This window comes from Acetobacter pomorum (assembly GCF_002738225.1).
In the GTDB taxonomy this organism is placed as follows: Bacteria; Pseudomonadota; Alphaproteobacteria; order Acetobacterales; family Acetobacteraceae; genus Acetobacter; species Acetobacter pomorum.
On sequence record NZ_PEBQ01000144.1, the window covers coordinates 285700 to 298387 of the forward strand.

The 12688-nt window shown below is 52.9% G+C and carries 15 protein-coding genes and 1 tRNA gene; 11 read left to right on the top strand and 5 right to left on the bottom strand.

Features of this window, described 5'->3' with window-relative positions; all coding sequences use genetic code 11:
• Positions 1 to 11: 11 nt before the first annotated feature.
• A complete protein-coding gene (cobS, locus tag CSR02_RS11465; protein ID WP_099541704.1) occupies positions 12 to 1019 on the bottom strand; it encodes a cobaltochelatase subunit CobS in 1008 nt (335 codons plus the stop codon).
• A gap of 94 nt (positions 1020 to 1113) precedes the next feature.
• Entirely contained in the window at positions 1114 to 1734 is a 621-nt protein-coding gene (locus CSR02_RS11470; RefSeq protein WP_095045796.1) for a J domain-containing protein, read from the bottom strand.
• 51 nt (positions 1735 to 1785) lie between these two features.
• On the opposite strand from CSR02_RS11470, the gene CSR02_RS11475 reads away from it, so the two are divergent.
• Together CSR02_RS11475 and CSR02_RS11480 are read left to right on the top strand one after the other, a co-directional pair.
• On the top strand, positions 1786 to 2124 hold the full coding sequence (locus CSR02_RS11475) for a BolA family protein (protein ID WP_042786608.1): 339 nt from the start codon (positions 1786 to 1788) through the stop codon (positions 2122 to 2124).
• 11 nt (positions 2125 to 2135) lie between these two features.
• Entirely contained in the window at positions 2136 to 2696 is a 561-nt protein-coding gene (locus tag CSR02_RS11480; RefSeq protein ID WP_244176958.1) for a LolA family protein, read from the top strand.
• On the opposite strand, the gene lipB is transcribed toward CSR02_RS11480, so the two are convergent.
• Positions 2677 to 3378, bottom strand: coding sequence for a lipoyl(octanoyl) transferase LipB (lipB, locus tag CSR02_RS11485; RefSeq protein WP_099541706.1), 702 nt, complete (start codon positions 3376 to 3378; stop codon positions 2677 to 2679). The genes CSR02_RS11480 and lipB overlap by 20 nt on opposite strands.
• Before the next feature lie 72 nt (positions 3379 to 3450).
• Here lipB and CSR02_RS11490 point away from each other — a divergent pair.
• From CSR02_RS11490 to moaA, 4 genes are all read left to right on the top strand, one after another.
• A tRNA-Leu gene (locus CSR02_RS11490) sits at positions 3451 to 3537 on the top strand.
• 342 nt (positions 3538 to 3879) lie between these two features.
• Entirely contained in the window at positions 3880 to 4770 is an 891-nt protein-coding gene (galU, locus tag CSR02_RS11495; RefSeq protein ID WP_042786605.1) for a UTP--glucose-1-phosphate uridylyltransferase GalU, read from the top strand.
• Positions 4770 to 6179, top strand: a complete 1410-nt coding sequence (pgmG, locus tag CSR02_RS11500; protein WP_099541707.1) for a phosphoglucomutase/phosphomannomutase PgmG — start codon at positions 4770 to 4772, stop codon at positions 6177 to 6179. The genes galU and pgmG overlap by 1 nt, the downstream gene beginning before the upstream one ends.
• A 137-nt stretch (positions 6180 to 6316) precedes the next feature.
• Positions 6317 to 7333: a GTP 3',8-cyclase MoaA gene (gene moaA, locus CSR02_RS11505; RefSeq protein WP_099541708.1), complete on the top strand. Its 1017-nt coding sequence runs from the start codon at positions 6317 to 6319 to the stop codon at positions 7331 to 7333.
• Between the two features lie 11 nt (positions 7334 to 7344).
• Here the strand turns inward: moaA and CSR02_RS11510 are convergent, their stop codons facing one another.
• Positions 7345 to 8220, bottom strand: coding sequence for a methyltransferase domain-containing protein (locus tag CSR02_RS11510; RefSeq protein WP_042786602.1), 876 nt, complete (start codon positions 8218 to 8220; stop codon positions 7345 to 7347).
• Positions 8221 to 8292: 72 nt separating this feature from the next.
• On the opposite strand from CSR02_RS11510, the gene CSR02_RS11515 reads away from it, so the two are divergent.
• The 5 genes from CSR02_RS11515 (at position 8293) to CSR02_RS11535 (ending at position 11823) form a co-directional block, all read left to right on the top strand.
• The gene (locus CSR02_RS11515; RefSeq protein WP_099541709.1) at positions 8293 to 9060 is read left to right on the top strand and encodes a ComF family protein; all 768 of its coding nucleotides are present in this window, start codon (positions 8293 to 8295) and stop codon (positions 9058 to 9060) included.
• A gap of 57 nt (positions 9061 to 9117) precedes the next feature.
• Positions 9118 to 9378: a glutaredoxin 3 gene (gene grxC / locus CSR02_RS11520; protein WP_042786600.1), complete on the top strand. Its 261-nt coding sequence runs from the start codon at positions 9118 to 9120 to the stop codon at positions 9376 to 9378.
• Between the two features lie 26 nt (positions 9379 to 9404).
• On the top strand, positions 9405 to 9887 hold the full coding sequence (locus tag CSR02_RS11525) for a DUF1178 family protein (RefSeq protein WP_099541710.1): 483 nt from the start codon (positions 9405 to 9407) through the stop codon (positions 9885 to 9887).
• Positions 9888 to 10016: 129 nt separating this feature from the next.
• The gene (locus CSR02_RS11530; protein ID WP_042786598.1) at positions 10017 to 10529 is read left to right on the top strand and encodes a DUF2147 domain-containing protein; all 513 of its coding nucleotides are present in this window, start codon (positions 10017 to 10019) and stop codon (positions 10527 to 10529) included.
• Positions 10530 to 10560: 31 nt separating this feature from the next.
• Positions 10561 to 11823 carry a lactonase family protein gene (locus CSR02_RS11535; RefSeq protein WP_099541711.1) on the top strand — a complete coding sequence of 421 codons (1263 nt, stop codon included), beginning with the start codon at positions 10561 to 10563 and terminating at the stop codon, positions 11821 to 11823.
• 51 nt (positions 11824 to 11874) lie between these two features.
• On the opposite strand, the gene ubiG is transcribed toward CSR02_RS11535, so the two are convergent.
• Positions 11875 to 12615 (bottom strand): bifunctional 2-polyprenyl-6-hydroxyphenol methylase/3-demethylubiquinol 3-O-methyltransferase UbiG, encoded by a 741-nt coding sequence (gene ubiG / locus CSR02_RS11540; RefSeq protein WP_042786596.1) that lies wholly within the window; start codon positions 12613 to 12615, stop codon positions 11875 to 11877.
• Positions 12616 to 12688: the final 73 nt, after the last annotated feature.

A 12688-nucleotide genomic window follows, 5' to 3' on the forward strand; every position in this document is an offset into this window, starting at 1 on the left:
AGAAATCCGATTCAGGCGTTGCGGCCGGGCAGCGGGCTTGCGTTGAAGCAGCGCTGATAATATTCGGCCACCATGCTGCGTTCCGCTTCATCACACTTGTTTAAAAAGGTGACGCGGAAGGCAAAGGCCACATCCTTGAAGATGCGATCATTTTCCGCCCATGCAATCACCCCGCGCGGAGACATGACGGTAGAAAGATCTCCCGCCATAAAGCCGGAGCGGGTGAGGGCTGCCAGCGCGACCATGTTGTCAATTTTATCACGCGCGGCCTTGTCATCTTCCGCAATACCCAGACGCGCACAGACAATGCCAACTTCTTGCTGATGGGGCAGATAGTTCAGCGAGGTGACAATATTCCACCTGTCCATCTGGGCCTGATTGATCTGCTGCGTGCCATGATAAAGGCCGGTTGTATCACCCAGCCCAACCGTGTTGGCCGTGGCAAACAGGCGAAAGAAAGGGTTGGGGGAGATGACACGGTTCTGGTCCAGAAGGGTCAGTTTGCCTTCAACTTCCAGTATGCGCTGGATCACAAACATCACATCAGCGCGGCCTGCATCGTATTCATCAAACACCAGCGCGCAGGGGCGTTGCAGACACCACGGCAACAGGCCTTCCTGAAACTCGGTAATCTGCTGGCCGTCCTTCACCACAATGGCGTCCTTACCAATCAGATCAATACGCGAAATGTGGCTATCCAGATTGATACGGATGCACGGCCAGTTCAGGCGCGCGGCAATCTGTTCGATATGGGAGGATTTGCCAGTGCCATGAAAGCCCTGCACCATCACACGGCGGTTGAAGGCAAAACCTGCCAGAATGGCCAGCGTGGTATCATGATCAAACAGATAGGCTTTATCCACTTCCGGCACATGTTCCGTACGTATGGAAAATGCGGGCACCTTCATGTCAGAATCAAGGCCGAACACATCACGCACGCTCACTTCCATGTCCGGCACGGAAATGGCTGAAATGGGCGGGAGTTCGGAAGCGTTGGACTGGCTGGAAATATCCATCATGGCTATATGTCTGCGCTCTTTGTCTGACAGGAAAGAAAAAAGGCAAAGTGTTTGAAAAATGTATGATGCCTTATGGTAAAGGCAGCATACATCATCACAACGCTTTTTCGAGGCTTTCGGTTAAGAGATGTGTCTTCACAATTGTGAAGGCAACATTGATTTTCTTAAGGCGTTCTTCCGCATTCCGGTCTCCGTTATTGGTGTCCGGGTGATGCTTGCGGGCCAATGCGCGATATCGGCTTTTGGCTTCTTCCATGCTTACGGGCCATGAAAGGCCCAGAATAGCCAAAGGCTCCCGCAACGTGGCCGGTGCTGAGCTACGCTCCTGATACGCTTGCGCACGGGCACGCTCTGCCCGGGCACGGCGGTTCTGGCCCAGAATATCCAGTGGGTCCAGAATGTCTTCCTCATTGGGTGTAGCACGCTGCGCACCTTTGGCGCTTTGGCCAAAAGCCCATGTTGGCCTGTCCCAGCCGATATCTGCGCGCAGGTGCGCTTCAATCTGGCCGGGGCTCATGCCTTTGTAATAATCCCACCGCGCATTATATTCCCGAACATGGTTGAGGCAGAACCAGTAATACTGGTTCAGCGTATCGCGCGAGCGGGGTGCGCGGTAACCTGCCGGTTCCTGACAGCTTGGCATGTCACAGCAACGCGCTGGCGCATCAGGGTCGGGGTCGAACGCGCGGGGGCGGGTGTTCCTTCGTTTGATCATTTAGCGTTATGTGCGGTGCAAAAGCATCTGTAGCAAGAGGTGAATAAGGATATGACCAGTCTTTCAGATTCTTCTGCTCTTTCCAAGGTAGAAGGTGTGCGAATGCAGCGGGTTCGGAATGTTCTGCAAAAAACATTCAGCCCCATTGTGCTGGAAATTGAAGATGAAAGCCACCGTCATGCGCACCACAAGGCCATGGTGCGTGGGCCAGAAGCTGGTGCAACAGAAACGCATTTCCGGGTTTTGATGGTTTCCGCCGCTTTTGAAGGTGTGAATCGCGTTAATCGTTCCCGCATGGTGCATGAGGCACTGGCTCCGGAGTTTTCCAGCGGCTTGCATGCTCTGGCGCTTACCCTGCGCACACCGCAGGAAGCCGAGAAGGTGGCATAATGCACAAAGGTATGCAGTTAAACCGCCGTGCATTTACCTTATTGGCCCCATTGGCCCTGGCCGCATGTGCAGGGCAGGGCATGCAAGGTGCATCTGGCGTAAAAAATGCCGATGTCGCCCGTGTGGAAACCTATTTCCGCACGGTAGATCTGGAAGGTGCCCCCTTCCAGCAAACATGGCCCAATGGCAGCCGTGGCGGTGGGTTGATAACCTATAAGCCCGGTTCCTTGTACATGCATTACACAGCGCCGCATGAAATGGAGCTGCGGGCTTCTGGTCATCATGCTGTATTCACAGATGCCCAGCAGGACTCCCAAACCCGTATTGGTCTGGCCCATAACCCGCTGGGTTTGTTGATGGGCAACCCTGTTGTGCTCTCTGGCCCTGTCACTGTTACCAACGTGCAAAAGCAACCGGGTGTGTTACAGCTTTCGCTGACACGCACAGATAACCCTTCACAGGGCTTGGTGACGCTGGTTTTTCATGACGTGGACAACAGGCTTGCACTCTCTTCCATCCAGATTGTGGATGAGCGCAGGCACGTTATTTTCATCAGTCTGGACCCTGTGTAACGTCCACTTCCTGTAAGGGAGAAGGTGTGCTGCCAAACGTGTTGGCCCAAGATTGGGCCAGCGCGTAGTCCAGCTCCTGCATGGTGGTGGAAAGCCCCAGTTTGCGAAAGCTGGTTACGCCGTATTCCCTGATTCCGCACGGTACAATGCCTTCAAAATCCGCCATGTTGGGGTCTAGGTTGATGGCAACACCGTGCCAGCTTACCCAGCGGGAAACACGCACCCCAATGGCGGCAATTTTTTCCTCTTTTCCGGTTTTGGGGTCCGTTACCCAAACTCCCACACGGCCTTCGCGCACTTCACCATGAATGCCAAAATGGGCCAAAGCGCCAATCACCCACGATTCTAAAGCATGCACATAAGCGCGCAGGTCTCTTCCCGGTACGGGGCCGTGGGCGCGTTGCAGGTCTAGCATCACGTAAGCGGTTCTTTGTCCTGGGCCATGATAAGTCCACTGCCCACCGCGGCCTGCGTGATAGGTGGGGTAATGTGCAGGGTTAAAAAGATCTTCTGCCTTGGCGGATGTGCCTGAAGTATAAAGGGGTGGATGCTCCAGTAACCACACGCGTTCTGTAGCTTCATCTGCACGAATGCTGCGGGCCATGCTTTCCATGCGGCTGAGTGCAAGGGGGTATGGAACCAGTTTTTTGCTGATTTCCCATAAAATCTGTTCTTTTGTCATTGCCGCACGTTCCTGCTTCGGCTATAGGGCTGTTCACCAACGGTATCGCTCTTCTGGTGCCGATTGTCACGTGCGGCCGTGGCGGAATGGTAGACGCGCAAGCTTGAGGTGCTTGTGGGGGAATACCCCGTGGAAGTTCGAGTCTTCTCGGCCGCACCATATTTCTTCAAAAACAAAATCCAATCAGAGCACGGTTTCAACCGGGTATGAAATGACATGCCTGTTTGGTGCATGTCTGTTCTGCTTACGTATAATTCCGCATTTTTGTGCACGAATTGTCATATTCACGCCTCTCTTTTCCAGTTTTTGGAATAGGCGCGTGGCTTTTGATGTGTAAAATAAAAGCTATGTAGAGTGTGACTTAAAGCACACACACGTGTTTTGGCGTGTTGGGTGCGTTTTGCCGCATTGTTGCGGGGCCATATTGTCGGCAGATATTTCTGTGTGGCAGGGTGGTTCTAATGGTTAAGGTCTAACCCGTTTTTTAAAGGTGCTGTATTCGTGTCTAACCCCAAGCCTTTACGTAAAGCAGTCCTGCCTGTTGCAGGATTGGGAACGCGCTTTTTGCCTGCAACCAAGGCCATGCCAAAGGAAATGCTGCCTGTTGTTGATAGGCCGCTGATTCAGTACGCGATTGATGAAGCGCGTGAAGCCGGGATTGAAGAGTTCTGCCTGATTACAGGCCGCGGCAAGGACTCCCTTATTGATTATTTTGATATTGCATACGAGCTGGAAGACACGCTGAGAGAACGCCACAAGCTGGATTGCCTGAAAGCGCTGGAACCCAGTTTTATTGAGGCCGGGTCTCTTATTGCTGTGCGCCAGCAGGAACCTCTGGGCCTTGGGCATGCCATCTGGTGCGCGCGCGCCTTTATTGGTGATGATCCGTTTGCCATCCTGCTGCCCGATGACATCGTGCAGGCGGCATCTGGCAAGGGTTGCCTGAAGCAACTGGCCGATGCCTATCATGAAACCGGCGGGAGTGTTGTGGCCGTTACAGAAGTGCCGCGTGAGCAGACAAACCGCTACGGTATTCTGGATGTTGGCAAGGATGATGGGCGCCTTGTGGAAGTAAAAGGGCTGGTTGAAAAGCCTAAACCTGAAGATGCCCCTTCCAACCTTTCCATTATTGGCCGTTACGTCCTTACGCCAGAAGTCATGCCCTATCTTTCCAAGCTGGAAAAAGGCGCGGGTGGAGAAGTGCAGCTGACAGATGCCATGGCAAAAACCATTGGTGAGGTGCCTTTCCACGGCTTGCGGTATGAAGGTACCCGTTATGATTGTGGTAACAAGCTTGGCTTCCTTGAAGCGCAGGTGGCCTTTGCTCTGGAACGGCCAGATCTTGCCGATGGCGTAAAGACATTTTTGAAAAAGTATATAGATAAAGTCTGATGTCTTTTACGCATAGGTTTGAAGCAACCAGCCTGCGTGAATACGATATTCGCGGAATTGTTGGTAAAACCCTTTCAACCGATGATGCGTTTGCCATAGGCCGCACATTTGGCAGTATTGTGCGCCGTAATGGGGGAAAAAGGCTGGTTGTTGGCTATGATGGCCGCCTGTCTTCCCCCTTGCTGGAAGAAGCATTGGTGCGCGGTGCTTTGGAGTGTGGTCTGAATGTGGTGCGTGTGGGGCGTGGCCCCACACCCATGCTGTATTATGGGGCCGTGGCGCTTAAAGCCGATGGTGCGATTATGGTAACTGGCAGCCATAATCCGCCAGACCACAACGGTTTTAAAATAACCTTGGCTGGCAAACCTTTTTTTGGTGCCCAGATCAGGGAACTGGGTAATCTGTCAGCCAGAGGCGATGTGGTGCCAGCAGGAAAAGGCACCGTACGCGATGTGGATATTCGTGAAGAATATGTGGAACGCCTTGTAAAGGATTACATCGGCGGACAGCGCAAGCTGAAGGTTGTCTGGGATAACGGCAACAGCTCCGCCGGTGAAGTTCTGGAAATGCTGGTGGAAAAACTGCCGGGCGAGCATATTGTGCTGAACGCCAAAATTGACGGCACTTTTCCCGCACATCACCCTGATCCAACAGTTGCCAGCAATCTAGAACAGCTTATTGCTTCTGTGCGTGAGAACAAGGCTGATCTGGGTATTGCCTTTGATGGGGATGCAGACCGCATTGGCGTGGTGGACAACACAGGCGGCATTCTGTGGGGTGATCAGCTTCTGATTCTGCTGGCGCGGGATGTGCTGAGGTCGCATCCCGGTGCCACTATTATTGCTGATGTAAAAGCTAGCCAGGTGCTGTTTGATGAAGTGGCACATGCTGGCGGCAAGCCACTGATGTGGCGCACAGGCCATTCGCTCATCAAATCCAAAATGGCGGAAACAGGTTCACCGCTGGCGGGTGAAATGTCTGGTCATATCTTTTTTGCAGATAAGTGGTACGGGTTTGATGATGGCCTGTACGCTGGCGTACGGGTGCTGGATATTGTTGCCCGTATGGATGCGCCGCTTTCTGCTTTTCGTGAAGCGCTACCCAAAACCATCTCTACTCCAGAAGTGCGTTTTGAGTGCGATGACCGCCGCAAGTTTAAAGTGATTGAGGACGTTGCCGCTCGCCTGCGTAAGGAGGGTGCAGATGTTTCTGAAATTGATGGTGTACGTGTCAACACGCCAAATGGTTGGTGGCTGCTGCGGGCTTCCAATACACAGGCCGTTCTGGTTGCGCGCGCAGAAGGCCGGACAGAAGCTGATCTGGCATGTCTGAAGGATGCATTGATAAAGCAGCTTGAGCTTTCTGCCGTGCCATGCCCTGATTTTTCAGGCAACAGTTCCGGGCATTAAGTTTTTAGCTTAGGCAGTAAGATCAGGCGGGCGGCTTTTCGGGGCCGCCCGCTTTGCTTTTGTGGGGTGTATGTTTTTCCGTCATCATCCTTCAAACTCTCGTTTAATGTGGTGTGGATTTCTGTTATAGAGAACCAATGTTGTCCTCTTTAACGGACCCTGCCGGGCGGCGGATTTCCTACCTGCGTGTATCGGTAACAGACCGGTGCGACATGCGGTGTACATACTGCATGGCCGAACGCATGACCTTTCTGCCGCGCTCAGATGTTCTGGATTACGATGAACTGCTGCGCCTATGCCGTGTGTTTGTGCAGCACGGTGTGCGCCGCCTGCGTATAACAGGCGGAGAGCCTTTGGTGCGTCGTGATATCGGCCCGTTTTTTCAGGAACTGGGCACGTGGCTCAAACAGTCCGATAATCGGGGCCGGTTGGAAGAACTGACACTGACCACCAATGGCAGCCATTTGGCCCAATATGCGCAAACATTGTTTGATGCCGGTGTACGCCGTGTGAATGTTAGTCTGGATACGCTGGATGAAGCACGGTTTGCGCAAATAACCCGCAGGGGTAAGCTGGCCGCCACGCTGGAAGGTATACGTGCGGCGCGTGAGGTTGGCTTGGCGCTGCGTATCAATACCGTTGCCATGGCCGGTGTGAACGATGATGAATTTGATACGCTGCTGGCATGGTGTGGAGAAATAGGTGCAGATCTGTGCCTGATTGAAACCATGCCAATGGGGGATACGGGAGAGGATCGCACATCCCGTTATCTGCCATTGCTGGATGTGAAGGCAGATTTATCTAAACGATGGACACTCACACCTATTCCAGATGTCACCGGCGGCCCGGCGCGATATTTGCGGGTAGGGGAAACAGGCCGACGCTTGGGGCTTATTACCCCTATGAGCCACAATTTCTGTGCAACCTGCAACCGCGTCAGATTATCGTGCACGGGGCGGCTTTATACGTGTTTGGGGCAGGAAGATGGTGCTGATTTACGTAGTCTGATGCGCGCAGGCGCAGATGATGCTGCGTTGGAAAACGCCATTCAGGATGCCATTGCACGCAAACCTAAAGGACACGACTTTTTACTTGGCGCATCGGAAGGTGATGTCTCCGGCCCGCAACGGCATATGAGCGTTACGGGCGGGTAAAATCTGCTGTGTTAGTCTTTGGTTAAAGGTTGGGGCTGCTTTTGTAGCACTTCATGCAGGGAATGTGTGAACTGCCCCGGTGTAAGGGGTTGTGGCTGATTGCCAGAGGGTGACCACGCCGCCAATATGGCCATATGTAATGGCATGCAAAAGCTTTCAGCCTTTTTATCTTCCAGTTCATGCGCTGCGGCAGCAAACATCAGTCGTGGGGGAATGGTACGCGGGCGCAAGGCGAGGGCATTGCTTTCTCCCGCTGCGCGTAAATCTGCCATCAGCGCGCGTAAGGAGCGATAACGCAGTTCCAGCGTTTCCGTATCCACAACAGGCAGGGCGAATCCTGCGCGTTGCAGTAGGGATACACAGCTTTGCTGCGTAGGTAGGGGCGATACACGGGGGGAAACGCCATCGCTTACTGCCAGCTCCGCCATTTCCAGCGCCTGCCGTAATGGCCGCAGTGTGGGTAAAATAGGAATACTGGCTAAAAACAGGCCATCTGGCCGCAGAATAGAACGGATTTGGTGAAATAGCCCAGGCAGATCATTCACCCAATGCAGGGAAAGGTTGGCAATCACCAAATCAAAACTGCCAGGTGCAAAGGGTAGATGTTCTTCATCTGCGCAAATGCTTGGGGCTGCGGCACAACGTGCCTGTGCTTCGGAAAGATCGCACGCAATGGTCGGAATCTTTCGGCGCTCCAGCCCCTGACAGATAATGCCGCGCCCACCAATATCCAGCGCGCATGAAAACGAACGCATGACATCATCCAGCCGATCCAGCAAAATATCAGCAGCGGCTTCCAATATGGGCGCTGTGGCATGCTGTGTACGGGCTGCACGATCGCGGTGCAGTTTTACAGCTTTGCGGTCAAAAATTACGGGCACATTCATTTAACATTATGTGCGTGCGTGCTTGCCATTTGCCAAGGATGAAGGGTTGGAAATTTTGTGTGAACCCCAGATATGCAGATGAAGATACGCAAGCTGGGTACAGCCCTCTTGGATGTTTTGTATCCACCATCGTGCTTGTTATGTGGGGCAGATGTAGCACAACATGGGCTGACCTGCGTTTCCTGTTTTGGGCGCCTTCAACCTATTACACATCCGTTTTGTGATGCTTGTGGGGCTCCACAGTCTTCTCAGGAAAATTTGGGGCGTACCGGTTTATGCGCAGCGTGTGAGCAGCATCATCCAGCATGGCAGCATGCACGTGCGGCTTTTGTATATACGGCAGCAGCCAGAGATCTGATTTTACAGTTAAAATATGCAGATAGAATAGAAAATGCTCGTTTTCTGGCACAACGTATGGCGCAGATTGGGCAGGATATTCTACAGCCTGGTACTGTACTGGTGCCTGTGCCAGTACATCGGTGGCGATTGCTCCGGCGGAGATACAATCAGGCTGCATTGCTGGCAAATGAAGTGGCCCGCATAAAACATTTACAGGTGGCGCCAGATGCCCTTATGCGTACGCGCGCCACAACAAAACTAGCAGGATTTTCCCGCAAGGAACGTCAGCAGGAAATGCAAAGTGCAATGACATTTAAGCCCAAATGGCAGCAAAAATTGCAGGGCCGGTCAGTTGTGCTGGTGGATGATCTGCTGACAACAGGCGCAACCGCAACAGCCTGTGTGCAGGCATTGCATCTGGCAGGCGTGCATGACATCAGCCTTCTTGTTGCCGGGCTGGTGCCTGCGCGGCCGGAAGTTGATATAAACCTGCCAGAATAACTGTGTGCTATATAAAGCCACATAAGCCTGAAATATATATGCAGAAGGATACTGTTTATGCCTGAAATCGAGATTTATACGCAGCCGGGGTGCCCTTTTTGCATACGGGCTGTTTCATTGCTGGAAAGCAAAAAGGTGCCGTTTAAAGAAATTAACGCGCCGCGCGGTACCCCGGAACGGGAAGATGCCATCCGTCGTTCAGGTGGGAGCACCACTGTCCCACAAGTGTTTGTTGGAGATCGCTGCCTGGGGGGATGTGATGATCTGATGTCATTGCAGCGGCAAGGCAAACTGGATGCGGCTTTGGGTTTGGATTGAATCGGGAACGGCAGGAGTAAAAGCGGATGATTTGTTATCAGCTCTGCTGTGCGAATGGGCATACGTTTGAAGGCTGGTATCGGGATAGCGCCGCTTTTGCACGTCTGAAACAGGAAAATCTGCTCAGTTGCGCCGTTTGTGGCTCGCCCAAGGTGGAGCAGGCACTTATGGCGCCTGCCATTGTTAAGGGAAGTTCGCGCCCGAAAAAGGCAGAAACACCTGCGCCAGAAGCAACACCGCATCAGCCTGAAGCATCTGTGGCTGAGCAGCCACCTCACTCAAGGCAACCAGATAATCTGATGGAGGCTTTGCGCCAGATCAGAGCTGTGGTGGAAGAAAACTGCGAAAATGTGGGTTCCAATTTTGCGGATGAAGCCTTGCGTATTCATCATGGCGAAGCCCCGGAGCGGGGCATCTATGGGGATATGACGGCCGCAGAGCGCGAAATGCTGGAAGATGAAGGGGTTGATGTGCTGCCGTTGCCATGGGTACGCAAGACCGACAGCTGATTTTTCGGGGTTGTCGGAATGGTAAAAGGGGTGGCAGGCAGGGCGTATGGTGCCCAAATTAATGGGCAGACTGGCCCGTTACACAGAATGGTATGTTGGAAACAGGGCCGGGCGAAGGAGAAAAAGAGCATGAAAAACTTCATGGCGCGTGGCGTTCAAACTGGTGTCAGGGCTTTTTTTCTTTCGTCTCTGTTAGGTATGGCTGCTGCGTTTTTGCCGGTGGCTGCGCAGCCAGCCATGGCAGATTCTGTTGCAGCGGGTGGGGAAGAAAGCCTGATGGGCTACTGGCTCAGTCAGGATCATGATGGTGTTTTCAAGATTGAAAAATGTGGGGCAACCATTTGCGGGCGATTGATCGGGTTGCGCTATGATGGCACGGATGTTCCCAAGGGGCATGACGGAAAAACCGAATGTAACCTGCTGATGTTAACAGATTTTCGCCCCCTGAAAGACGAAAAGAACAAATGGGAGGGAAATATTCTGGATCCTGATAGTGGGCACAAATACGATGCCCGGATCTGGTCTCCCCAATCAGGCGTAATGAAGCTGCGCGGGTATCTTGGGCTTCCCATTTTTGGTGAAACGCAAACATGGACACGTTATTCCGGGCCGCCAATGGGGCCGGTATGCAAAATGCCCTGAGCCAACGCGTGTGAAGGAGAAAAACAGGGTTATGAGCGGCTCGTTTTCGCGTCGTGCTTTCGGGCTGTGTGGTCTGGCATTTGGTTTTGTGGGAAGTGCATATGCGCGGGCGGATGATGATACGCCTGCACCAGATGCGCAGGATACAACAGCACCTGCGCCAGCAGAGCGTATTTTATGCTATGTAGGCGGTTATACGCAGCATGGCCCGCCAGGTGGAAATGGTGATGGCATTACGGTTTTTGAAATGGACCAAAAAACCGGCCAACTGCACCATCTCAATACGTTTACAGATATTGCCAGCCCATCTTTTATTGCGTTTTCTCCGGATAAGCGTTTTCTCTACGCTGTTAACGAAATCAATGATTTTGAAGGAAAAAACACCGGGGCCGTTACAGCTTTCTCGGTAGATCAGGGCACGGGTGCTCTTACAAAGCTGAATACGGTCTCTTCTGGCGGTGCAGATCCAGCGCATCTTAGCGTGCATCCATCTGGCCGATACGTAATGGTTGCCAATTACACCGGTGGAAACTTTGCGCTGCTGGCTGTGCAGAAAGATGGTTCCCTAGGGCGGATGACAACCCTTATCCATAACACAGGCCCACGTATGCCAGATCGGGCTGCGGATAATCCACCGGGTAACTTTGCAGTGAGTGACCATTCCGGTTCTCACCCTCATATGATCCACACAGATCCATCCGGCCGCTTTGTTGTTGTGGCAGATGCCGGGCTGGATCGGATGTATGTTTACAGTATCAATCTGGATACAGGGCGTTTGTTTCCGGCCCAAAAGCCTTTTACCACTATGACAGAAGGTTCAGCTCCACGGCATTTTCAGTTTTCTGCCGACGGTTTGCGCCTGTACATTCTGTGCGAGCAGGATTCCAAAGTGGTGGTGGCAACCTTTGATGCCAAAACGGGGAATATTGCGCCCCAGCAGGCTGTAAGCAGCTTAACAGCACATTTTAGGGGCAGCACGCTGGCGGCCGGTATACTGTTTTCCCCCGATGAGCATTTTCTTTATGTCTCAAACCGTTTGGGCGATTCTCTGGCTGTGTTTCAGGTTGCCAACGATGGCGGCCTGACATTGGTGGATGAAATCTGGACACATGCTGATTATGGGCGTGCGCTTAAATTTGATCCAACCGGTAGCTATTTGTATGTGGCCAATCAGCGGAGTGATTCAATCACATCTTTTCGGGTGGATAAAACCACAGGCAAGATTGGCTTTACATGGGATTTTACACCCATTGGCAGCCCAACATGCTTTGAGTTTCTGACACTTTCTTCTTAATTTCATAAGCAAGAAAGTGTCAGAATACATTGATGTTAAAGTAATTAGGTATCAGTCTTTTTTGAACGCGGCGATATAGTTAATGCCCAGATCCCGCGTTTCTTTCCAGCCACCAATGCTGGGGGCCATGCCAGAAATGGCCACCATGCGCAGGCCAGCAGCACGGGCATAGCGCCCCAGTTCGGAAGGCTGAATGAACTTGCGCCATTCATGCGTGCCCACAGGCAGCAGGCGCAGCAGATATTCCGCACCAATTTTACCAACAGCCAAGGAACGCAAAGTACGGTTCATGGTGGAAACAATGACTGTGCCATTGGCTTCCACAAGTTGCGCCAGCATGACCATAAATGCTTCAGGATCAGTGACATGCTCTATAATTTCTAAGGCCATAACTGCATCAAATATGGCATGTTCGGCCACCAGCTCTTCCGCGCTGCCCTGACGATAGTGGAGTGTGCCGGAACCGGCGGGCAGTGGGTTGGCTGCCAGATGTGCTTGTGCAGCCGCAATGCCGTTGGCCGATGCATCCAGTCCCACCACGTCGTATCCGGCTTTTGCCAAGGCCTCGCTGGCCAGACCGGCCCCGCAGCCAATATCCAGCACATGTGGCCTGCGTGATTTGCGGCCCCGCAGGGGCAGGTGGCGGCTGGCCCATTCAATCCGCAGTCCGTTCATGGCATGCAGGGGGCGCATGGGGCCTGTTGGATCCCACCACTTGTCTGCCAGAGCACTAAAGCGGGCAATTTCCTCGGAAGAAACAGAGGAAGGCGCTTCCTCTTGGGTGGCGTGCATACAACAAATTCCTTTCCTGCTGGTCTCCCCGCTGGACGAAAGGGGGCCGGGAGAGGTATGTGACGCGGCTTGT

What these genes read in the sequence shown, in the direction of transcription:
- cobS (WP_099541704.1), bottom strand. Translation starts at nt 1,019, where the DNA reads ATGATGGATATTTCCAGCCAGTCCAACGCTTCCGAACTCCCGCCCATT.
- CSR02_RS11470 (WP_095045796.1), bottom strand. Translation starts at nt 1,734, where the DNA reads ATGATCAAACGAAGGAACACCCGCCCCCGCGCGTTCGACCCCGACCCT.
- CSR02_RS11475 (WP_042786608.1), top strand. Translation starts at nt 1,786, where the DNA reads ATGACCAGTCTTTCAGATTCTTCTGCTCTTTCCAAGGTAGAAGGTGTG.
- CSR02_RS11480 (WP_244176958.1), top strand. Translation starts at nt 2,136, where the DNA reads ATGCAGTTAAACCGCCGTGCATTTACCTTATTGGCCCCATTGGCCCTG.
- lipB (WP_099541706.1), bottom strand. Translation starts at nt 3,378, where the DNA reads ATGACAAAAGAACAGATTTTATGGGAAATCAGCAAAAAACTGGTTCCA.
- pgmG (WP_099541707.1), top strand. Translation starts at nt 4,770, where the DNA reads ATGTCTTTTACGCATAGGTTTGAAGCAACCAGCCTGCGTGAATACGAT.
- moaA (WP_099541708.1), top strand. Translation starts at nt 6,317, where the DNA reads ATGTTGTCCTCTTTAACGGACCCTGCCGGGCGGCGGATTTCCTACCTG.
- CSR02_RS11510 (WP_042786602.1), bottom strand. Translation starts at nt 8,220, where the DNA reads ATGAATGTGCCCGTAATTTTTGACCGCAAAGCTGTAAAACTGCACCGC.
- CSR02_RS11515 (WP_099541709.1), top strand. Translation starts at nt 8,293, where the DNA reads ATGCAGATGAAGATACGCAAGCTGGGTACAGCCCTCTTGGATGTTTTG.
- grxC (WP_042786600.1), top strand. Translation starts at nt 9,118, where the DNA reads ATGCCTGAAATCGAGATTTATACGCAGCCGGGGTGCCCTTTTTGCATA.
- CSR02_RS11525 (WP_099541710.1), top strand. Translation starts at nt 9,405, where the DNA reads ATGATTTGTTATCAGCTCTGCTGTGCGAATGGGCATACGTTTGAAGGC.
- CSR02_RS11530 (WP_042786598.1), top strand. Translation starts at nt 10,017, where the DNA reads ATGAAAAACTTCATGGCGCGTGGCGTTCAAACTGGTGTCAGGGCTTTT.
- CSR02_RS11535 (WP_099541711.1), top strand. Translation starts at nt 10,561, where the DNA reads ATGAGCGGCTCGTTTTCGCGTCGTGCTTTCGGGCTGTGTGGTCTGGCA.
- ubiG (WP_042786596.1), bottom strand. Translation starts at nt 12,615, where the DNA reads ATGCACGCCACCCAAGAGGAAGCGCCTTCCTCTGTTTCTTCCGAGGAA.